A 20,967-nucleotide genomic window follows, 5' to 3' on the forward strand; every position below is an offset into this window, starting at 1 on the left:
CATGGGCCATGCCTTTTCCCCGCCGTTGCGCGGCGTGGCCCCGGCCGGCATGCTGCTGGCCGGGCTGGCCCTGGCCGGCGGCGCCGCGGCGGCCGTCGTCGCGCTGCCGGCCGGCGCCGACCTGCAACAGGCCATCGCCGCCGCCGCGCCCGGCGACGTGCTGCGCCTGGCGCCGGGCGAATACCCCGGCAACCTCGTCATCGACAAACCGCTCACGCTCGAAGGCCCGGCCGACCGCTCGGCCGTCATCCTCGGCGAGCGCGCCGGCCGCACCATCTGGGTGCACGCCGAGCGCGTCACGCTGCGCCAGCTCACCATCCGCCAATCCGGCCTGAGCCTGCCCGCCATGGACGCGGGCGTGTTCCTGGACCGCACCGCCCACCATGCCGTGGTCGAGCACAACGACATCCTCGACAACCTCATGGGCGTCTACGTATGGGGCCCGAACGAAGCGCTGGTGCGCGCCAACCGCATCGTCGGCAACACCGAACTGCGCGTGGCCGAGCGCGGCAACGGCGTATCGCTGTGGAACAGCCCCGGCAGCCGGGTGCTGGACAACGACATATCCGCCGGGCGCGACGGCATCTTCTCCAATACCAGCCGCAACAACATCTTCCGCGGCAACCATTTCCACCAGCTGCGCTACGCAGTCCACTACATGTACACCAACGACAGCGAAGTCAGCGACAACTTCTCTGAAGACAACGACATCGGCTACGCCATCATGTATTCCCATCGCCTGGTTGTGCGCGGCAACACCGCCGTGCGCAGCCGCGACCAGGGCCTGATGTTCAACTATGCCAACGACGCGGTCATCACCGGCAACGCGGTACGCGGCGCGCCGAAATGCGCGTTCCTGTACAACGCCAACAACAACCGGTTCGACGCCAACCACTTCCAGGACTGCGACATCGGCATCCATTTCACCGCCGGCTCCGACGGCAACGAAATTTCCGGCAATGCCTTCATCAACAACAAGAACCAGGTCAAGTACGTGGGCACGCGCGTCATCGAATGGTCGCGCCACGGCCGCGGCAACTACTGGAGCGACAACACCGCCTTCGACCTGAACGGCGACGGCATCGCCGACACCGCCTACCGTCCCAACGACGTGGTCGACCAGATCCTCTGGCGCGCCCCGGCCGCGCGCATCCTGCTCAACAGCCCCGCCGTTTCCATCGTGCGCTGGGCGCAGTCGCAATTCCCGGCGCTGCTGCCGGGCGGCGTCATCGACAGCGCCCCGCTGATGCAGCCGCCCGCCCTGCCCGCCGCCGGCGCCATGAGGGCCGCCCGATGAACGCCGTGCAAATCGCGCTGGAAGGCGCCAGCAAGCACTACGGCGCCCATCGCGCGCTCGACCGCGTCGACCTGCAACTCAACGCCGGCGAGTGCGTGGCGCTGGCCGGCCACAACGGCGCGGGCAAGAGCACGCTGATCAAGCTGGTGCTGGGCCTGATCCGGCCCACCCACGGCCGCGTGCGCCTGCTGGGCCACGACGCCGCCAGCCGGCCGGCCGCCCGGCTGCGCCACGACATCGGCTACCTGCCCGAAACCGTCGCCCTGCACCCCGCCATGACCGGCGCCGAAACCCTGGACTTCTACGCGCGCCTGAAGCGCCAGCCGCTGGCGCGCAACGCGGCGCTGCTCGACAAGGTCGGCATTGCCGACGCCGCGCGCCGGCGCGTCGGCGGCTATTCCAAGGGCATGCGGCAGCGGCTGGCGCTGGCCCAGGCCTTGCTGGGCCAGCCCCGCATCCTGCTGCTGGACGAACCCACCACCGGGCTGGACCCGGCCTCGCGCCTGATGTTCTACGACATCGTGCGCGAGCTGCGCGACCAGGGCGCCGCCGTGCTGGTCAGCACCCACGCGCTGGCCGAGATCGCCGACCACGTCGACCGGGTCGTCGTCATGAAGAGCGGCCACAAGATCGCCGACGGCAGCCTGTCGCAGCTGCGCCGCGCCATCGACGTGCCGGTGCGCATCGGCATCACCCTGGCGGTCGACGCCGCGGCCGGCGCGCTGCCGCCGCCATGGCGCCAGACCGGCCCCGCCCGCTTCGAACGGACCTGCGCCGAACACGACAAGGTCGAGGCCGTCCGCGCGCTCGGCGCCATCGACCTGCCCATCGCCGACCTCCACGTGCACATCCCCAGCCTGGACGAGATCTACGCCCACCTGCTCGAACGGAACCCCGTATGAACGCCGTATTCACCATCGTCGGCAAGGAAATCCGCGACGGCCTGCGCAACCGCTGGGTGCTCGCCACCGCGCTGCTGCTGGCCGCGCTGGCCCTGTCGCTGGGCTTCCTGGGCAGCTCGCCCACCGGCGCGGTCAAGGTCGACCCACTTACCGTCACCGTGGTCAGCCTGTCCAGCCTGTCGATCTTCCTGGTGCCGCTCATCGCCATGCTGCTGGCCTACGACGCCATCGTCGGCGAAGCCGACCGCGGCACCCTGGCCCTGCTGCTCAGCTACCCCGTGTCGCGCTGGCAGGTCATCGTCGGCAAATTCGTCGGGCACCTGGCCATCCTGGCGCTGGCCACCACCGCCGGCTACGGCTTTGCCGGCCTGGCCCTGCAGCTTGCCCATGGCGGCGCCGATGCCGCCGCCTGGCGCCCTTTCGCCTTCCTGATCGCCGCCAGCGTGCTGCTGGGCGCCAGCTTCCTGGCCATGGGCTACCTGGTCAGCACCCTGGTGCGCGAGCGCGCCACCGCCGCCGGCATCGCCATCGGCGTATGGCTGTTCTTCGTGGTCATCTACGACATGGCCCTGCTCGGCCTGCTGGCCGCCGACCAGGGCCGCACCGTCACCGCCGGCCTGCTCAACGTGCTGCTGCTGCTCAACCCCTCCGACGTCTACCGCCTGATGAACCTGACCGGCTTCGAGAACATCTCCATGTACGCCGGCATGGCCGGCGTCAGCGGCCAGGCCAGCCTGGGCACCGCCACCCTGGCCATCGCGCAACTGCTGTGGATCGCCATCCCGTTCCTGCTGGCCGCCATCGCCTTCCAGAGAAAATCCCTATGAGCGCGCCGCGCAACCTGCCCGCCCGCCTCCGGCCGGCCGCCTGCGCCGTCCTGCTGGCCCTGCTGGCCGCGTGCGGCGGCGACGACCGGCAAGCCGCCTCGGCCCCGCCGCCGGCGGCCATCACCGTGGACGCCGTCGGCCACTACTGCGGCATGGCCCTCAATGAACACGTCGGCCCCAAAGGCCAGATCTTCCTCGACGGCCGCGACACCCCGGTGTGGTTCTCGACCGTGAAACAGGTCTTCGCCTACACCGTGCTGCCCGAGGAACCCAAGACCATCCGCGCCATCTACGTCAACGACATGGCCGGCGCCGAACGCGGCGTCGCGCCCGACCCCGCCGCCTGGATCGACGCGCGCCGCGCCTACTACGTCATCGAAGGCGGCTACATCGGCGGCATGGGCGCCGAAGACGCCCTGCCCTTCGGCCGGCGCGACCAGGCCGAGGCCTTCGCCCAGGCCCATGGCGGGCGCGTCGTCGCTTTCCACGACATGCCCGAAAGCTACATCTTCTCTTACGACGCGCCGCCGCCCGCGCCGGCCCCTGACTCGTCCGGATCCACGCCATGAACCCACCCGTCCGCGCCCGCCGCCGCTTCCTCGGCATCACCGCCGCCGTCTCCGCCTGGGCCCTGGTCCCCGCCAGCCTGCGCCCGGCCCGCGCCGCCAGCGCCACGCCCACCGCGCAATGGCGCGGCGTCGCGCTCGGCGCCGACGCCGAACTGCGGCTCTACCACCCCGACCCGCGCGCCGCCCGGCGCCTGCTCGACCAGGCCCTGGCCGAAGTCCAGCGCCTGGAAAAGCTCTTCAGCCTGTATCGCCCAGACAGCGCGCTGGTCGCCCTGAACCGCCAGGGCCATCTGGACCAGCCGCCCGCCGACCTGCTGCGCCTCTTGAGCGAAAGCGCGCACTACAGCCGCCTGACCGACGGTGCCTTCGACCCCAGCGTGCAGGCCCTATGGCAGGTCTATGTCGACCACTTCGCGCGCCCGGGCGCCGCCCCGGACGGCCCCGACGCCGCCACCCTGCAGGCCGCGCTGGCCCGCGTCGACCACCGCGCCATCCAGGCCGGCCCCGCGCGCATCGCCTTGCTGCGTCCCGGCATGGCCCTGACCCTGAACGGCATCGCCCAGGGCTACATCACCGACCGCGTCACCGAACTGCTGCGCGCCGGCGGCCTGGACCGCGCCCTGGTGGACCTGGGCGAAATCCGCGGCCTGGACCGATCCGCCCCCGGCCAGTCCGCCCCATGGCGCGTCGGCCTGGCCCAGCCCCAGGACGCCGAGCGCATCCACACCACCGTGGAAATCCGCAACCAGGCCATTGCCACCTCGAGCGGCTACGGCACCCCGCTGGATCCGGCCGGCCGCCACAGCCACCTGTTCGACCCGCGCACCGGCCGCGCCCAGCCGCGCTACCGCAGCGTCTCGGTGGCCGCCCCCAGCGCCACCACCGCCGATGCCCTATCCACCGCTTTCTCGCACATGCCGCTGGACGCCACGGCACCGCTGGTACGCCAGCTGGGACTGCGGGCCTGGTTCGTGCTGGCCGACGGCAGCGTCACGGCACAAGGCCGGGACGCCCCGAGCGCGAAGTCCAAAGACCGCATATAATCGCGAGTTCCTCTCCACGCCAACCCGCTTGTCGAGGTTGCGCGCCCCCCCGTGCCCGGGTGGTGAAATTGGTAGACGCAGGGGACTCAAAATCCCCCGCCGCAAGGCGTGCCGGTTCGATTCCGGCCCCGGGCACCATCCAGCACACCCCTCGCGCCCCCCACTCACCTCCTGGCCCCTCTCGGTCGAACACTATAAATAACTCGCTCGCCATTCCCGCGGCGACTGTCCCGACTGCGCCTTGAACGCGCGGGACAGCGCGGCTTCGCTGCCGTATCCCACCTCGGCGGCGATGATCTTCAAGGGGCGGCCGCGGCGCAACGCCTTCTGCGCCAGCCGCACCCGCCAGCCTTGCAGATACTGTCCCGGCGTCAGGCCGACCTTGTCGCGGAAGGTAGTGGCGAACACGCTGCGCGACATGCCGGCGGCATTCGCCAGTTCGTCCAGGGTCCAGTCCCGCGCCGGCGCTTCGTGCATCGCCACTAGCGCGTTGCGCAGGCGCGGATGCGACAGGCCGGACAGCAGGCCGCCATGTACCGCACCGCTTTCCATCAACTGGCGCAGGACCTGGATCATCACCACTTCGAACAGCCGCTCGATCAGCGCGACGCGGCCGCAGCGCTGTTCGAAGGCTTCCTCGAACAGCAGCGCCAGCACCGGCTCGGCGCCTGCGATGTCTTCGAGCGGCAGGCAGACCACGTCCGGCAGCGCCGCGGCGATCGGATTGCCCGCGCCGCCCTCGAATGACAGGTTCGCGCACACCATGTCCGCGCCGCGCGCCGGGTCGGTGACGAAGTGATGCGTCAGGGGCCGCGGGAACAACAGCAGGCTGGGACGCGCGACGGGCAGCAAGTCCGTGCCGTAGCGCACCTCGACCCAGCCGCTGCGCACCAGGTGCAGCTGTCCGTGCGCGCCATCGCTGTGCACCGTGTTGAGGCCGCACAGCGCGCCCGTGTTGAACACCTGGGCGTTCACCGGGAAATGCGCCATCAATGCCGCGAGCCGGTCAGCCATGGCAGTACTCCTGATCAAGTTTTCCGTATTTTACGTCACCTGGAGTTTCGCCTGGGCGCGCAGAATGCGTCTTACCGGGTCCACCCGCCCGGCCAGCCCACTGATTCGGAAACCCTTCCCCGTCCTCTACGCAACTCAGGAGTTACTGCCATGAAAACCACCACCCGCACCATCGCCGCCGGCCTGCTGGCGGCTTCGCTGCAAGCCGGCGCCGCCGAGCACGCCTCGCAACCCGCCTCTCCCGCGCAAATCGCCGCGCGCGCCACGGTAGACGGCAACTACATCGTCACGGCCGACGGCGTGCGCCTGTACTACAAGGACTGGGGCCCGAAGGATGGCCCGGTCGTCACCCTCAGCCACGGATGGCCGCTCAGTTCGGACAGCTGGGAATCGCAGATGATCTTCCTGGCCGACCATGGCTACCGAGTGATCGCCCACGACCGGCGCGGTCATGGACGGTCCAGCCAGCCCTGGGACGGCAACGACATGGACCACTATGCCGACGATCTCGCTGCCGTGATCACCGCCCTCGACGTGAAGGACGTCACCGCGGTGGGGTTTTCCACCGGCGGCGGCGAAGTGGCGCGCTATATCGGCCGCCATGGCACCAGCCGGATCAAGAAGGCCGTGCTGGTCAGCGCGGTGCCGCCGCTGATGCTGCGCACGGCGGACAACCCGAACGGGCTGCCGCTGGAAGTCTTCGACGGCATTCGCAAGGCCTCGCTGGAGAACCGCTCGCAGCTGTACCTGGACCTCGCGTCCGGCCCGTTCTACGGCTTCAACCGTCCCGGCGCCAAGGTTTCGCAAGGCCTGGTCAACAGTTGGTGGGCGCAGGGCATGCAGGCCGGCCACAAGAACACCTACGATTCCATCGCGGCCTTCTCGGCCACGGATTTCCGCGCGGACCTGAAGAAGTTCGACGTGCCCACCTTGGTGATCCACGGCGATGACGACCAGATCGTGCCGCTCGACATTTCCGGCAAGGCGTCGGCCGCGCAGATCAAGGGGGCGAAGCTGATCGTCTACCCCGGCGCGCCGCATGGCCTGACCGACACCCACAAGGCGCGCTTCAATCAGGACCTGCTGGATTTCCTCGAGGACTGAGCCGGCCGCCAGGCGCTACCGGCCGCGGGAGCATGTCCCGCGGTCGTTCGCGGCCCGCGCCCTGTTGCCGGATCCGCAACAGGGCGCGGGCTTTGGCCTTGTGCCCGGCTATTGCGGCGCGAACCCGGCCAGCGTGATCTTGCCGATAGCCTGGCCGCTCTCCAGCAGCGCATGGGCCCGGCGCAGGTTCTGCGCGTTGATCGTCCCCAGCGACTGGGCATGGGTCGAGGCGATCTTGCCCTGGTCGGCCAGCCCGGCCACCTCGCGCAGGATCTCGTGCTGGCGGGCGATATCGGCGGTTCCCAGCAGCGGCCGGGTGAACATGAATTCCCAATGGATCGACAGGCTCTTGCGCTTGAGCGGCAAGATGTCGAGCGACTTCGGGTCGTCGATGAGCGCGATGCGCCCCTGCGGGGCGATGAGCGCCACGATGTCGTCCAGGTAGCGGTCGGTATGCGTGGTGGAAAAGACGAAGGCCGGCGCCCCCAGGCCCAGGGCTTCGACCTGCGGGGCCAGCGGCTGGCGGTGGTCGATGACGTGATGGGCGCCCAGCCTGGTGGCCCATGCGACGCTCTCCGGCCGCGAGGCGGTCGCGATGACGGTCAGGCCGGTCAGGGCGCGCGCCAGCTGGATGGTGATGGAGCCGACGCCGCCGGCCCCGCCGATCACCACGATGGCATCGGCCGCGCCCGCCACGGGCTGCCCGACCCGCAAGCGGTCGAACAAAGTCTCCCAGGCGGTCAGCGCGGTCAGAGGCAGCGCCGCGGCCTGTTCGTCGCCGAGCGTGGCCGGCGCATGGGCGGCGATGCGCGCGTCCACCGCCTGCAGCTCGGCGCAAGAGCCCTGCCGGTCGATCGCGCCCGCATAGAACACCCGGTCGCCGGGCTTGAATCCCGTCACGCGGGAGCCGACCGCCCGTACGCGGCCCACGGCATCCCAGCCCGGGATGCGCCAGGCGCCGGCGGCGGGCTGCGCGGACGCGCGCACTTTGGTATCGACAGGATTGACGGCGATGGCCTGCACTTCGACCAGCAGGTCGTGTTCGCCGTAGTCAGGGTCGGGCAGGTCGAGGTCGACCAGGGCGCGGGGATCGGCAATCGGTAGCGGCTGGTTGAAACCGACGGCTTTCATGGCGTGCTCCATTCAGTGAATAATGGATGCCATTTTTGCCGTTATTGCCGGTCTTGGTAAGAACGCACATATTTTGCATATAGTGTCGAAAAAGGTACTGTCATGGCCCGCACCCCGCATCAATCCTTCACCTGCGCCGCCGGCTGCACCGTCGAGGCCACGCTCAACCTGATCGGCGGCAAGTGGAAAGGCGTCATCCTGTACCGCCTGCTCACCGAACAGGTACTGCGCTTCAACGAACTGCGCCGCCTGCTGCCCAGCATCACGCAGCGCATGCTCACCAACCAGCTGCGCGAGCTGGAAGGCGACGGCCTGATCACCCGCAAGGTCTATCCCGAGGTGCCGCCCAAGGTGGAGTACCGCCTGAGCCAGTACGGCCAGACGCTGGCCCCGGTCATCCATGCGCTGAAGGCGTGGGGCGACGCCCATATCCAGGGCGGCGCGCGCCAGGCCCAGGGCCGGCAGGAGGCCAGGCTCAGGCGCCCGGCGCCGGGATGATCTTGCGGTCGGCCAGCACCCGCAGCCAATGGTGTACGCACTCTTCAGTGTCGTAGACCTGCGTGAAGCCCGCCTGCTTGATCTTCACGGTGCTGACGAAGGCGGGCGCGGGCGCCGCGCGCAGGCCATAGCCGAATCGCGCGTCGGCCGAGTAATGCGACTGGCCCAGCAGTTCCTCCATGCCGAGCGGCCGCAGCCCGTGTTTCTTGACGATCTGTGCCCACAGCGTCGCGCGGCTGGGCAGGTACTCGGCCAGGCACAGGGGCTGGTCCGGGCCCGGCTCGACTTGCAGCAAGGCGGCCAGGCCGGGCCACAGATCGCGCCAGCTGAAGACTTCGCCGTTGGTCAGGTTGTAGTGCTCGCCCCAGGCGCGCGGGTTGCCGGCCGCCCAGACGGCGGCGTCGCCGATCAGGCGCGCGTCCACCGCTTCGCGCGGGTACGGAATGTGGCCGGGATAGCTGAACGCCCTGCCCTCTTCCCGGCACAGCGCGGCATACACGCCGATGACCGGGATGGTGTTCATGGCCACGCCCACGTTGGGTCCCAGCACGATGGCGGGACGGAAGATGGTCCAGCCGAAGCCGTGTTGGCCGGCCTGCTCGCGGATGTAGTCTTCCTGGAACCAGTATGAATTCGGATGGTCGTCGCGCGGCTCGCGCTCGCGCGCGGGGATGCGGATGGGATGCAGGTGGACGCCGTACGCCTTGGTCCCCTGCAGCAGCGTGACATGCCGCAGGTGCGCCGTGCGGGCCAGCGGCTCGATCACGTTCTTGATCATGGCCAGGTTGGTGGCCATTTGTTCCGGGTCCCGCCAGCCGGCGATCAGGGTCGGCTTTTCGTAGACCGCGGCGTAGACCACGTGGCTCACTTGCGGCAGGCGCCCGAAGGCGGCCTGGCAGGCGGCGGCGTCCTGCAGGTCGACGGGCAAGTGCGTGAACGGCCGCTCGCTGAAGACTTCGGGACGGCGCCGCGAAACCGCGACCACGTCCCAGCCCGCGTTCAGGAACGAATCGACCGCCGCGGTGCCCACCAGGCCGCTGGCGCCGGTAATCAGTACGGTACGAGGCATGGCCGCGTCAATCCATGACCAGGTTGATCTGCTTGAACAGCGTCTTGAAGCGCTCGAACTCGTCGCGCATGCGCTGGCCGAACGCGGCGCGGCTGTCCGAGGCCGCCACGATGCCCAGGCTGGCGAACTTCGCCTGCACGTCGGGACTGGCCACCGCCTTGGCGATTTCGTCGTGCAGGCGGTCCAGGATCTCGGTGGGCGTGCCGGCCGGCGCCACGATGCCATACCAGGCCACGCTCTCGGCGCCCGGCAGGCCGGCCTCGGCCACCGTGGGCACGTCGGGCAGCAGCGGCGAGCGCTTCGCGTCGGCGACCGCGATGGCCCGCAGCTGGCCGGATTTCACGAACGACAGGATCGGCGGCACGCCGCTGATGACGATCTGGGTGCGGCCGCCCAGCGTGTCGGTGATGGCTTCGCTGTTGCCCTTGTACGGCACGTGCAGGATGCGGGTCTTCGACAGGTGCTGGAACAGCTCGCCGGCGATGTGGCCGCTGGTGCCGACGCCGGCCGACGCGAAGCTGACCTTGTCGGGGTTGGCCTTGATGTAGGCGATCAGTTCCTGCAGGTTCTGTACCGGCAGCGACGGATTGACCAGGATGACGTTGGGGCCGGTGGCGATCAGGGCGACCGGCGCCAGGTCCTTCATGGAGTCGTAGGGCATCCGGGAGCGCGCGTTCGGGTTGACGGTAATGGGTCCGGCGGAGGCGAAGCCGATGGTGTAGCCGTCCTTGTCGGCCTTGGCGACGATGTCGGTGCCCAGGTCGCCGCCGGCGCCCGGCTTGTTCTCGACGATCACGGGCTGGCCCAGTTGCTCGGACAGCGGCTTGGCCACCAGGCGGGCGATGATGTCGATGGAGCTGCCGGGGCCGTAGGTGGCGATCAGGCGGATGGGGCGCGCGGGCCAGGTGGTGGCCGCCTGGACGGCGGCCGCCGTGGCCAGGCCGAAGGCCAGGCCGGCGATCAAGCGGTGCAGCTTCATGATGTTGTCTCCTGAGGATGTGCTGTGCTTGGCATGTGGGAATACATCGGCTTGCCGGGATGCGGCAGGCGCGCGCGCAGGATGACGCCCTGCTCCGCTTCGGTGATATACAGGCTGCGCCCGTCGTCGCCGCCGAACGCGACGTTGGTGGTCCGCAGGCCGGCGCAGGAACGGATGCGGTACAGCGGCTCGCCCAGCGGGCTGAACAGCCACACCGTGCCGGCCTGGGCATGCACGATGGCGAGGTTGCCGGCCTCGTCCAGCGCCAGGCCGTCGGGGCCGGCGGTGCTGCCCGACAGCTGGATGAAGCGGCTGGCCTTCTTCATGGCGCCGCCGGGCTCCAGGCGCAGGGCGTAGATGGCGTTGTCGTGCGTGATGGCGACGTACAGCACGTTCTCCGCCCGGTTCAGCACCAGCCCGTTGGGGCCGGCCAGGCCGTCCATCAGCAGGTCCACGGTCTTGCCGTCGGCGCGCAGGCGGAACACGCGGCCGGTGGGGTTTTCCAGCGCGCTCTCGCCCTGGTCGGTGAAGTACAGGTCGCCGTTGGCGGCGAAGAACAAGTCGTTCAGGCCGCGCAGCCCTTCGCGCTGCACATGTTGCAGGTAGGGCCGGATGGTGCGGGCCGCGGGGTCGACCAGCATCAGGCCGTGCAGATGATCGGCCACGAAGATGCGCCCGTCCTGGTGGATCTTCAGGCCGTTGGGCTCGCCCTCGTAGCGCACCACCACCTCGAAGTTGCCGGCCGGGTCCACCCGCAGGATGCGGCCGTGCGCCAGGTCCACGCACCAGAGGTTGCCGGCGCGGTCGAAGGCCGGCCCCTCCAGGAACGAGTGCATCTTCACATGGCGCGCGGCCAGCCAGGTGGACGGCTGGTCCGTCAGGTACAGCGATTCCGGCAGGCGGGCGAATATCTCGGTGGGCAAGGGTTCTGCGGGAGGATACATATCGGCCTCTCAGGATTGCGCGGCGCCGCCGGGCAGTTCGATGCCCAGCATCAGCGCGCTCAGCGACTTGCCATGCGGGTCGAGCCGCAAGGAACGCGTCACGCCGCCGGCCAGCACATTGGGAATGACGAAATTCAGCGCCTTCAGGCTGGCCACCTCGTAGCGCCTGACCGCCCCCGCCCCCAGGTGGGCGAAGGCCTGCTCGACGCGCGCGGCGGTCAGTTGCTGGCGCAGCACCTGCCAGCCGGCATCGTCGTAGGCAATGACGGCGATGCTGGAAGTATTGCCCTTGTCGCCGGCACGCGCATGCGCCAGTTCGTAGACCAGGATGCCCATCGCTATGCCCTCGCCATGATCACTTGCGGGACGACCCAGTTGCGCGGGATCAGCACCGCGTCCACGGCGATGATTTCCTTGGCGCCCAGGTTGACCGGGCCGCCCGCGCCGTAAGGCCCCTGCATGTTCAGCTGCCGCACATGATCGCCCAGCAGGTGGGCGCTCTTCTTGTCGGGGCAGCGCGCCGCCACGCGCAGCCGCACTTCATAGGGTTGGCCGGCCAGCGCCGCCGGATGGCTGCCGTGCAGGCTGGTGACGCCGATCAGGTCGACCTGGATTTCGCCGGCGACGCCGCCATCGAGCCGGAAGCGCTCTTTCACCGTCTCGGCCGCCAGCTGCGCGCGCGCCACCGCGTTGACGCCGGCGTAGGCCACTTCGCCGGTGCCGATCCAGCCGTCGAAGTAGCCCACCACCACTTTGTAGCTGTCGGTGCGTGGCCGGGCATGGATGCCCCGCACGGCCACGCGGTCCGGCGACAGCGCCTCGAAGTGCAGGCCGTCCAGGCTCAGCACGCAATCCGGCGTGATGTAGGCGTCGGGATCATGGATCTCGTACAGCGCCTGCTCGGTGCAGGTCATGCGGTCCAGCCGGCCGCCGGAGCCGTCCGGCTTGCCGATGAACAGTTCGCCGTCGGGGTACAGGTCGGCATAGGGGTAAGGCAGCTCGGCCAGGCGCGGCACGTCTTTCTTGCCCGGGTCGGCGAAATAGCCGCCGGTGACCTGGGCCGAGCATTCCAGCAAGTGACCCATGATCGTGCCGGCCGCCACGCTCGGCAGGTCGTCATAGGCCCATTGGTGGTGGTGCAGCGCCACGCCCAGGAACAGCGAGGGGTCGGCCACGCGGCCGGTCATCACCACGTGGGCGCCGGTGGCCAGGGCGTCGCGCACGACGTCGGCGCCCAGGTAGGCATTGGCCGAGGCCAGCCGGGGCAGGATGTGCTCCAGCGGCAGGCCGCGGTCCATCAACTGCAGTTCCGGATGCGTGCGCACGCGGTCGATCACGTCGTCGCCCACCACCGCCGCGCATTGCAGGTCGCGCCAGCCCTGCTCCCGGCCGATCGCCAGGGCCGCCTGCGCGGCGCCGACGGGATTGGCCGCGCCCATGTTGGACACCAGCCGCACCCCCTTGCGCCGGCACAGCGGCAGGAAGGCGCGCATGCGTTCTTCCAGCATCGGGTTGTAGCCGCGCGCGCCATCGTGGCGGCGCGACAGGGTTTCCCTGGCGATGGTGCGCTCGGCCAGGCATTCGCAGACCAGGTAATCCAGGTCGCACTGTTCCAGCAACTGCAGCGCCGGGCCGATGCGGTCGTCGGCCATGCCGGCCCCGACCCCGACGCGCAGGCGCCTGTGCGGCTCGTTCATGCTTGTCTCCGTACGGCCGCGCCCGCCCCACTGGCGGCGCAGCGCTTGCAGGCAGTATGCGCAAGGATGCCTAATGTTCAAAATGATATATTTATATCTCGGTGATAACTTTTGTGCATTACCATGGCAAGCCCGCGGCTGACCCTCACTATCTCAGAACTGGAAGCCGTGCTGCTGGTGGCGGAGGCGCGCAATTTCCGCATGGCGGCCGAGCAGGCGCACGTCTCGCAGCCGGCCCTCAGCCGGCGCATCCAGGCGGCCGAGCAGAAGCTCAATGCCCGGCTGTTCGACCGCGACAAGCACGGCGTGGCGCTTACCGATGCCGGCGCGGAACTGGTGCCGATCGCCCAGCGCATGCTGTCCGAGTTCCGCGATTCGCTCAGCGACCTGTCCGAATTCATCGCCGGCCGGCGCGGCAGCGTCAACATCTGGGCCCTGCCGTCGGTGGCGGCCGCCGTGCTGCCCCCGGTCGCGCAGGCGCTGCGGCAATCGCACCCGCACATCCGCCTGGTGATCCAGGCGGCTTCGGCGCGCCAGGTGACCCAGGCCGTGGCGGAAGGCAAGGCGGACCTGGGCATTTCCATCGAGATCGCCGGCCAGCCCGCCGACGTGGAGTTCGCGCCGCTGCTGAAGGAAAAGTTCGTCCTGATCTGCCCCATCGACGACCCGCTGGCGCGCAGGAAAAAGGTGGACTGGAGCGTATTCGCGAGCCGGCCGTTCGTGGCCAGCGGGCCGGCCAGCAGCATCCGGGTGGTGACGGACAGGATACTGGCCGCCTCGGGCCGCGCCGCGGACGCGAACTATGTGGCCGACAACATTTCGGTGGTAGGGGCCATGGTGGCCGCCGGGGTGGGCGTGGCGGCCGTGCCGCAACTGGCGCTGCGCCTGATGGACACCACGCGCCTGCGCAGCGTGGCCCTGCATGCGCCGGTCGCCACCCGCGAGATCGGCATCCTGATAAGAAAACGGCGCTCGCTGTCGGCCGCGGCGCTAAGGTTCGTAGGAGTACTGCAAAAGGTCAGCGGAAAGATTGCCGAGGCACAATAGCTCTCCGACAACAGTCATCCTGCCGCGTCGACGGCAGCCAGGCATCCTCCAGAATCCCGCGCGGCTCAATCGACCGTGGCCCCCGAGGCGCGCACCAACACGGCCCACTTCTCGGCATCCGCGCGGATGCGGCCGGCGAACTCCTCGGGCGTGCCCGATAGCGACGCGGCGCCCAACTGCACCAGCCTGGCCTGCAGTGCCGCGTCCTTGCCCATGCGCATCATCTCGGCCGACAGGCGGTCGACGATGTCCTGCGGCATGCCGCGCGGACCCACCACGCCGAACCAGACGTCGGCCACATAGCCCTTGACGCCGGCTTCGTCCATGGTGGGCACGTCGGGCAGCTGCGGGGCGCGGGTCTGGCTGGTGACGGCCAGGGCGCGCAACTTGCCGGCCTTCACGTACGGCAGGGCCCCGGGGAAGTTGTCGAACATCAGCTGCAGCTGGTTGGACAGCAGGTCGGCCATGGCCGGGCCGCTGCCCTTGTAGGGCACGTGCATGATGTCGACCTGCGCCATCGACTTGAACAGTTCGCCCGACAGGTGGTTGGTGGTGCCGTTGCCGGCCGACCCCATGTTGAGCTGGCCCGGATTCTGCCGCGCGTAGGCGATCAGTTCCTGCACATTGCGGGCCGGCACGGCCGGGTTCACCACCAGGATGTTGGGCACGCCGGCGAACAGGCCCAGGGGCGTGAAGTCCTTGTCGATATCGAAGGGCAGCTGCTTGTACAGCGAGCCGTTGATGGATTGGGTGCCGACCGTGCCGAACAGCAGGGTGTAGCCGTCGGCCGGCGCCTTGGCCACCACGTCCGAGCCGATGACGCCGCCCGCGCCCGGCCGGTTCTCGACCACTACCTGCCGTCCCAGGCTATCGGCCAGGCGCTCCGCGAATACGCGGCCGAGCAGGTCGGTGGTGCCGCCCGGCGGGAACGGCACGACCAGGCGGATGGGACGGTCCGGGTACGCGCCTGCCTGCGCGCCGGCGGCGGCGACAGACAGCACGGCAATCGACAACATGCGGATGATGGCTTTCATGATGATTCCCCTTGTTTGATGTTGCGTCGTTGAACGGCCGCCTTCAGCCGGCGGCCAGGGCCTCCAATGCCTGCTCGCGGGATTGGGCGGCTTGCGCCAGGGCCGCGCGGCGCGCCGCCAGCCGTTGGCGCGCCGCCCGCAGCGCGTCGTCCTGCTCGCGCGCCCGCGCCGCGACCCGCTCCGGCGCCGGCCCGCCCGGCACCGCCCGGGCCGCCACGCCGGCCACCGGATCGAGGCAGCGCGCCACGGTCCGCGGGTCCAGGCCCATCGGCCGGCCGAGTTGCTCGCGGCCGGCGGCATCGATCATCTGCGCCGTGATCGCGTCGGCCGGCAGGCCCTGGTCCAGCGCCTGGCGCACCACCGCGCCGACGATATGGTGGGCCTGCCGGAACGACACATCGGCCTGGCGGACCAGCGCATCGGCCAAGTCGGTGGCCATGGAAAAATCCTGCCGCGCCCGCGCCTCCATGTGCGCGCGCAGCGGCCGCGCGGCGCCCAGCACCAGGCCGAACAGCCGGGCGCCCCGCTCGCATTCCTGCGCCGCCTCCCAGAAGCTGCGCATGCTCTCGCGATTGCCGTGGCCGGTATGCGTGAAGTTGGACTCTTTCACGCTGCTGAGCGCCGCCGCCTGCAGGCCGATCATGTGCCCGGCCTTGCCCTTCAAGTATTCGAGCACCACGGGGTTCTTCTTCTGCGGCATGATGCTGGAGGTGCCGGCCACGCTGTCGGGAAACTCGATCAGGCCGAACTCGGGCGTGGACCAGACGTAGAAGTCCTGCGCCACCCGGCTCCAGGTCACGGCCGCGACCGTCATCGCCGCCAGCAGTTCCCAGGCGAAGTCGCGCGAGGCGACCGAGTCCAGCGCATTGCTCGTGCAGGCGGCGAAGCCGAGCAGGCGCGCGGTTTCTTCGCGCTGGATCGGGAAGGCCGTGCCGGCCAGGGCGCCGGCGCCCAGCGGGCAGGCCTCCAGCCCCGCCAAGGCGGCTTCCAGGCGGCCCAGGTCGCGGCCCAGGGTCTCGGCGACCGCCGCCAGGTAGTAGCCATAGGTAATGGGCTGGGCCGCCTGCAAGTGCGTATAGCCCGGCATGACCACGCCGGCGTACTCGCGGGCGCCGTCGAGCGCGCGCTGCCAGGCGTCGCAGACGGCGTCCATCAGTGCCAGGCCGGCATCGCGGGCCCGCAGGCGGTCGTGGGTGGCCAGGATGTCGTTGCGGCTGCGCGCAATGTGCAGGCGGCCGCCCGCCTCGACGCCGGCCAGCTCGATCAGGCGCGCCTCGTAGTTGAAGTAGGCGTCTTCGCGCTGTGGGTCCAGCGGCACCGCGGCGGGCCCTTCCCGCTCCATCTGCCGCAGCACGCGCGCCAGTTGCGCGGCGGCTTGCGGCGCCAGCAGCCCGGCCCGGCGCAGCATCAGCAAGTGGGCCTGGTTGATCTGGGTGAGATACGCGAAACCGCTGGCGAACTCGCGCGCCAGGCGCGGCTCGTAGATGTATTCGCAGATTTCCGGCGCGGTGGCCTGCCGCAGGCGCCGGCTGACTTTCGATTCCATGATGCGGTGTCCTTCATCCTCATGCGCGCCATTGCCGGCGCCGACTGCAGGCAGTATGGAAATCGCCTCATATACGGTCAAATCATTTGTTTTGTAGAATTCATACGGTTTTGATATGACCTTTCCGACACGCCGCCGCGCCGGCCGGCACACGTCTCCGCCGCCATGAACTTCAAGCAGATCGAGACTTTCCGCGCCGTCATGCTGACGCGCTCCATGACCGTGGCCGCGGCCCAGCTGCATACGTCGCAGCCCAATGTCAGCCGCGTGATCGCGCAGCTCGAGGCCGCCACCGGCCTGCGCCTGTTCACGCGGCAGTCCGGCCGCATCGAACCGACCGCCGAGGCGGAATTCCTGTTGCGCGAGGTGGAGCGCTCGTTCGTCGGCCTGGACAGCCTGCGCGACGCGGTGCGCGCCATCCGCCAGCAAGGCGCGGGCACGCTGCGCATCGGCGTGGTGCCCTCGCTGGCGATGAGCGTCATCCCGCTGGGCATCCGGCTGTTCCGCCAGCGGCATCCGCAAGTCCCCATCGCCGTGCATACCAGCGATTCGCCCACCGTCGCCAAGTGGACGGCCACGCGCTTCTGCGATGTTGGCCTGGTGTCTTATCTTTCCGACGTGCCGGGCGTGCAAGCCCGCCTGTGGCATCGCGAGCAAGGCGTGTGCATCGTATCCGCCGGCCACCGGCTGGCGCGCAAGCGCCGCATCGCCAGCCGCGACCTCGATGGTGAAGAGTTCATTTCGCTCAACCATGGCGACGGCACGCGCGCCATCGTCGACGCCGCCTTCGTGCCGGACCGCCGCCGCCTGACTTTGGAAACTCCCTACGCGGTCACCATCTGCACGATGGTCGGCATGGGCCTGGGCGTCAGCGTGGTCAACCCGCTGGTCGTTTCCAGCCTGCAGCTGCCCACCGTCAAGAGCCTGCCCTTCGAACCGGCCACGTTCTTCGAGAGCCATGTGCTGCACGCGCAGTCGCACGCGGAACCGGCGCTGGCCGGCGTGTTCATGGAATGCCTGCAGGAAGCGATCGACGCCGGCGCGCGGCCCGGCGACGCGCGGCGAGCGCGCCGTTAGGGGGCGGCAAGCCCCCATCATCGGCATGGCGACTGCTTGATATGAGTTGTCGCTTTGGTCGGAGGGAGCAAGCAAGGGAAACGTATATCTTCGTGTCGTTCTGATGAGCTGTCGGCCATGACGACCTCCACGCCACGAATCGATGCACACGTGCATTTCTTTACCCTGCGGGACTTGCAACGCGCCGGAACCCGGCTTCCCTATGCGCTGCCCGCGCCGCACTCGCTGGGCGGCTATCTCGACCGGCTGATCGGCGCCGGGGTGCGCATGGCACTGCTCAACAATGTGCACCTGAGCATCTTGCCGGATTCCAGCCACGTATTCGCGTCGTTCGCCGAACTGGCGCAATTGCAGCGGCGCGATCCGGGCCGCTACGGCGGTATCCGGCTGGTAGGCACCATTCTGGCCGACCCGGCCTACGCCACGGCGCAGCGCCTCGCCCACCCGCAAGTACAGGGCGTGCGCATCGTCCTGCACGATACCCCTGCCGATGCCATTCGCGACGATGCTTACACAGGGCCGGACTGGCAAGCCCTGTTCCACCGATTGCGCGGCGACCAGCACGTGCACATCTATGCGCAGCATGCACAGGCCAACCTGAAAGTCCTGCGCCAGTTGCCGCCGCTCGCGCGCGTGCTGATCGACCACCTGGGCACCTGCCACGCCGAGCGCGGCGCCGACGAACCGGCCTATGCCGAATTGCTCGACGAAGCCCGCCGGCGCGGCAATGTCTATTTCAAGGGCCCGGGCTACCGCACCGCGACCGATCCGGCAGTAGTCGCGCCGTTCGCGACACGCATCATCGAACGGGTCGGCCCTGGCAGATTGCTCCTGGAGGCCAGCGATGCCCCTCACGTGGGCCGCGCGGCACGGGGCAGCGCCTATGCGGACCGCTTCACTGCCCTGGCCGCGCTCGATTTCTCGACGCGGCTCGCCGAGGCCGCCGCCAGGCGGACAGGCCTCGCCGCGGAGACCCTGCTGCGCGGGGCGTGCCCCGACCTCTTTCCCTCCTCTCGTTGAAACACTGCGAGCAAAACCATGATGAACATCATCGAAGAAGACATTGCCTTTCCCGTTCCGTACCGCGATGGCGTCCTGCAACTGCGCGGACGCGTGCTGCGTCCCGCCGATTCCGGCGGCGCGCAACCCGAACTGCCACCGGTCGTGTTCAACTCCGGCTTTACCGGCGGCGCCAGCATGTACGGGCAATTGGTCGGCAAGGCGCTGGCCGAGCATGGCTACCGCGTCATGACGTACGACGTGGCGGGCTTCTTCAAGAACAAGGATGTGCGCAATACCTTCCGGCGCGACGGCCGCACGATTACCGATGTCGACCTCGAGGACCAGAAGATCGAAGTCCTGGCCGCGGTATCCTGGACACAACAGCGCTTTGGACGCATGCCGGTCGTCGCTTCCTGGGCGATGGGATCGGTGGCCAGCCTGGCGGCGGTCGCCGAACTGGCCCGCTCGGGCGGCGAACAAGTGCCCTTCTATGTGCCGATGAACTACACGCGCATCGCGGCGCTGCAGGACCTGCGCGCCGACAAGGCCGCCGCCCACGCGGCGCTCATGCGGTTGGCCGATGACGACGGCATTCCGCCGTTCGATACCGGCACGGAGGCGACGCGGCTCGGCTACTACCCGCTCGATCCCGCCACGCAGGCTTATGTCGACCGCCAACTGGGGGGGGTACACGGATGCCGAAGGCGTCGAACGCTGGCCCGGTTGCGCCTACGTGAGCGCGAGATCCTACAAGGAAGGCATCGGCTTCGACCCGGAAGCCGGGCTGGGCGCCGCCGCCGGCCGCTTCCCGCCCGCGCTGATCATTCACGGCGCGCGCAATACCCTGCACATGCCGGGCGAGTCGATCCGGCTGCACCATGCCTATCCCGGCCAGAAGCAGGACCGGCCGCTGCTGATCGAGGATATGGAGCACGGCCAGCAGATGGCATCCGGGCATCCCGTGTTCCGCTACATGATCGGTCAGATCGACCAGGGAATCCGCGCGCACTGCGCCTGAGGCGCGCAAGCGCGGCGGCGCCCGCCGGCGCCGCCGCGGCAGTGGCCGGACGCGCCGCCTTTCTGCTATACACCAACTTCGACACGGGCCACCGGCACTGGCAATGCAGAAAGGAGCACTATGGGAAATTCGTCAGCGACGACGACCGGAATCGCGGACAGCGCAGCCCCGGCCTCTGCCACGCCACGGCGCATCGGCCTGCTGATCTTTCCCGAGTTCTCCCTGATGGCGCTCGCATCCGCCATCGAGCCCCTGCGCGCGGCCAACCGGCTCGCCGACCGCCAGCTCTACACCTGGCATCTACTGTCGCCCGAGCAAGGCGGCGTATCTTCCAGCAGCGGATTCGAACTGCAGACCACGTCAATCGACGATGCGCCGCCAATAGATCGCCTGTTCATCGTGGCCAGCCTGAGAATCGAGAAGCTGCACGATGCGCGCGTCAATCGCTTCCTGCAAAGGCTTGCCGCAACCGGGACCACGCTCGGGGCCCTGAGCACCGGCACCTTCGTGCTGGCGCGTGCCGGCCTGCTTTCCGGCCACCAATGCACGCTGCACTGGGAATCGCTGCGGCAGTTCGCCGAAGAGTTCCCTACCATACAAGTCTGCCGTGAACTGTACGTGCGCGACCGCACCCGCTGGACCTGCGCCGGCGGCACCGCGGCGATAGACCTGATGCTCGATCAGATATCCAGCGACTACGGGGGCCAGCTGGCGGCCGACGTGGCCGAGCAGTTCCTGCACAGCCGCATCCGCGGCCCGCACGAGCACCAGCGCATGGCGATCCAATGGCGCTATGGCGTGAACGATTCCCGCATCACCGCGGCAATCGCCTGCATGGAAGAAAACCTTGAGCATCTAGTCGCCATCGAGGATATCGCCAAGCGCTGCAACCTGTCCCTGCGACAGCTCGAACGCCTGTGGCACCATCACTTCGGCATGACGCCCCAGCGCTTTTACCTGGCCGTGCGGTTGAACGAGGCGCGCCGGCTGCTCAAGGAAAGCACGGAATCGATCTCGTCGATCGCGCTGCGCTGCGGGTTCGTCTCGGCTTCGCACCTGGGCAGCGCCTACCGCAACGCCCACGGCCATACGCCCGGCGACGAACGTCGGAAATCCGACAATCGCTGAACAACCGCCCGGCGCTCCAGACTACGCGGCAAGGGGCTGGG

Annotated in this window: 21 protein-coding genes and 1 tRNA gene; 13 read left to right on the forward strand and 9 right to left on the reverse strand. The window is 69.1% G+C overall.

Annotated elements, in window-relative coordinates:
• The first annotated feature begins 1 nt into the window (after position 1).
• The 6 genes from CAL24_RS20625 (at position 2) to CAL24_RS20650 (ending at position 4,776) form a co-directional block, all read left to right on the forward strand.
• Positions 2–1,297 (forward strand): nitrous oxide reductase family maturation protein NosD, encoded by a 1,296-nt coding sequence (locus CAL24_RS20625; protein ID WP_028352871.1) that lies wholly within the window; start codon positions 2–4, stop codon positions 1,295–1,297.
• Entirely contained in the window at positions 1,294–2,199 is a 906-nt protein-coding gene (locus tag CAL24_RS20630; RefSeq protein ID WP_094807772.1) for an ABC transporter ATP-binding protein, read from the forward strand. Before CAL24_RS20625 ends, CAL24_RS20630 begins: the two co-directional genes overlap by 4 nt.
• Positions 2,196–3,026, forward strand: coding sequence for an ABC transporter permease (locus CAL24_RS20635; protein WP_094807773.1), 831 nt, complete (start codon positions 2,196–2,198; stop codon positions 3,024–3,026). The genes CAL24_RS20630 and CAL24_RS20635 overlap by 4 nt, the downstream gene beginning before the upstream one ends.
• On the forward strand, positions 3,023–3,595 hold the full coding sequence (locus CAL24_RS20640; RefSeq protein WP_094807774.1) for a nitrous oxide reductase accessory protein NosL: 573 nt from the start codon (positions 3,023–3,025) through the stop codon (positions 3,593–3,595). The genes CAL24_RS20635 and CAL24_RS20640 overlap by 4 nt, the downstream gene beginning before the upstream one ends.
• The gene (locus tag CAL24_RS20645; protein WP_094807775.1) at positions 3,592–4,638 is read left to right on the forward strand and encodes an FAD:protein FMN transferase; all 1,047 of its coding nucleotides are present in this window, start codon (positions 3,592–3,594) and stop codon (positions 4,636–4,638) included. Before CAL24_RS20640 ends, CAL24_RS20645 begins: the two co-directional genes overlap by 4 nt.
• 53 nt (positions 4,639–4,691) lie before the next feature.
• Positions 4,692–4,776 (forward strand) — tRNA-Leu (locus CAL24_RS20650).
• A gap of 54 nt (positions 4,777–4,830) precedes the next feature.
• Here the strand turns inward: CAL24_RS20650 and CAL24_RS20655 are convergent.
• Complete coding sequence (locus tag CAL24_RS20655; protein WP_094807776.1) at positions 4,831–5,652, reverse strand: AraC family transcriptional regulator; 822 nt, start codon at positions 5,650–5,652, stop codon at positions 4,831–4,833.
• Between the two features lie 150 nt (positions 5,653–5,802).
• Between CAL24_RS20655 and CAL24_RS20660 the strand changes: the two genes are divergently transcribed.
• Positions 5,803–6,756, forward strand: a complete 954-nt coding sequence (locus tag CAL24_RS20660) for an alpha/beta fold hydrolase (RefSeq protein WP_028352886.1) — start codon at positions 5,803–5,805, stop codon at positions 6,754–6,756.
• A 108-nt stretch (positions 6,757–6,864) separates the two neighbouring features.
• Here CAL24_RS20660 and CAL24_RS20665 read toward each other — a convergent pair whose 3' ends face one another.
• On the reverse strand, positions 6,865–7,887 hold the full coding sequence (locus CAL24_RS20665) for a zinc-binding alcohol dehydrogenase family protein (protein WP_094807777.1): 1,023 nt from the start codon (positions 7,885–7,887) through the stop codon (positions 6,865–6,867).
• A gap of 102 nt (positions 7,888–7,989) precedes the next feature.
• Between CAL24_RS20665 and CAL24_RS20670 the strand changes: the two genes are divergently transcribed.
• Positions 7,990–8,385: a winged helix-turn-helix transcriptional regulator gene (locus tag CAL24_RS20670; RefSeq protein ID WP_038852881.1), complete on the forward strand. Its 396-nt coding sequence runs from the start codon at positions 7,990–7,992 to the stop codon at positions 8,383–8,385.
• On the opposite strand, the gene CAL24_RS20675 is transcribed toward CAL24_RS20670, so the two are convergent.
• The 5 genes from CAL24_RS20675 to CAL24_RS20695 are packed head-to-tail and all read right to left on the reverse strand — an operon-like array spanning position 8,363 to position 13,074.
• Positions 8,363–9,454, reverse strand: coding sequence for an SDR family oxidoreductase (locus CAL24_RS20675; protein ID WP_094807778.1), 1,092 nt, complete (start codon positions 9,452–9,454; stop codon positions 8,363–8,365). The genes CAL24_RS20670 and CAL24_RS20675 overlap by 23 nt on opposite strands.
• 7 nt (positions 9,455–9,461) lie before the next feature.
• A complete protein-coding gene (locus CAL24_RS20680) occupies positions 9,462–10,433 on the reverse strand; it encodes a tripartite tricarboxylate transporter substrate binding protein (RefSeq protein ID WP_094807779.1) in 972 nt (323 codons plus the stop codon).
• Complete coding sequence (locus tag CAL24_RS20685; RefSeq protein ID WP_094807780.1) at positions 10,430–11,377, reverse strand: SMP-30/gluconolactonase/LRE family protein; 948 nt, start codon at positions 11,375–11,377, stop codon at positions 10,430–10,432. Before CAL24_RS20685 ends, CAL24_RS20680 begins: the two co-directional genes overlap by 4 nt.
• Before the next feature lie 9 nt (positions 11,378–11,386).
• Complete coding sequence (locus CAL24_RS20690; protein ID WP_028352890.1) at positions 11,387–11,713, reverse strand: AtuA-related protein; 327 nt, start codon at positions 11,711–11,713, stop codon at positions 11,387–11,389.
• 2 nt (positions 11,714–11,715) lie between these two features.
• Complete coding sequence (locus tag CAL24_RS20695; RefSeq protein ID WP_094807781.1) at positions 11,716–13,074, reverse strand: acyclic terpene utilization AtuA family protein; 1,359 nt, start codon at positions 13,072–13,074, stop codon at positions 11,716–11,718.
• Between the two features lie 123 nt (positions 13,075–13,197).
• Between CAL24_RS20695 and CAL24_RS20700 the strand changes: the two genes are divergently transcribed.
• Complete coding sequence (locus tag CAL24_RS20700; protein WP_249278599.1) at positions 13,198–14,121, forward strand: LysR family transcriptional regulator; 924 nt, start codon at positions 13,198–13,200, stop codon at positions 14,119–14,121.
• A 65-nt stretch (positions 14,122–14,186) separates the two neighbouring features.
• On the opposite strand, the gene CAL24_RS20705 is transcribed toward CAL24_RS20700, so the two are convergent.
• Both CAL24_RS20705 and argH read right to left on the reverse strand, forming a co-directional pair.
• Positions 14,187–15,155, reverse strand: coding sequence for a Bug family tripartite tricarboxylate transporter substrate binding protein (locus tag CAL24_RS20705; protein WP_094807782.1), 969 nt, complete (start codon positions 15,153–15,155; stop codon positions 14,187–14,189).
• Between the two features lie 43 nt (positions 15,156–15,198).
• Positions 15,199–16,701 (reverse strand): argininosuccinate lyase, encoded by a 1,503-nt coding sequence (argH, locus tag CAL24_RS20710; protein ID WP_170947134.1) that lies wholly within the window; start codon positions 16,699–16,701, stop codon positions 15,199–15,201.
• 165 nt (positions 16,702–16,866) lie between these two features.
• On the opposite strand from argH, the gene CAL24_RS20715 reads away from it, so the two are divergent.
• From CAL24_RS20715 to CAL24_RS20730, 4 genes are all read left to right on the forward strand, one after another.
• Entirely contained in the window at positions 16,867–17,778 is a 912-nt protein-coding gene (locus CAL24_RS20715; RefSeq protein WP_094807783.1) for a LysR family transcriptional regulator, read from the forward strand.
• A gap of 117 nt (positions 17,779–17,895) precedes the next feature.
• Positions 17,896–18,798: an amidohydrolase family protein gene (locus CAL24_RS20720; protein WP_028352896.1), complete on the forward strand. Its 903-nt coding sequence runs from the start codon at positions 17,896–17,898 to the stop codon at positions 18,796–18,798.
• A 715-nt stretch (positions 18,799–19,513) separates the two neighbouring features.
• Positions 19,514–19,798: a hypothetical protein gene (locus CAL24_RS24245; protein WP_212591748.1), complete on the forward strand. Its 285-nt coding sequence runs from the start codon at positions 19,514–19,516 to the stop codon at positions 19,796–19,798.
• Positions 19,799–19,918: 120 nt separating this feature from the next.
• Positions 19,919–20,926, forward strand: coding sequence for a GlxA family transcriptional regulator (locus CAL24_RS20730; protein WP_081760312.1), 1,008 nt, complete (start codon positions 19,919–19,921; stop codon positions 20,924–20,926).
• Positions 20,927–20,967 lie beyond the last annotated feature (41 nt).

The sequence above is a fragment of the Bordetella genomosp. 2 genome, assembly GCF_002261345.1.
Classification (GTDB): domain Bacteria; phylum Pseudomonadota; class Gammaproteobacteria; order Burkholderiales; family Burkholderiaceae_B; genus Bordetella_A.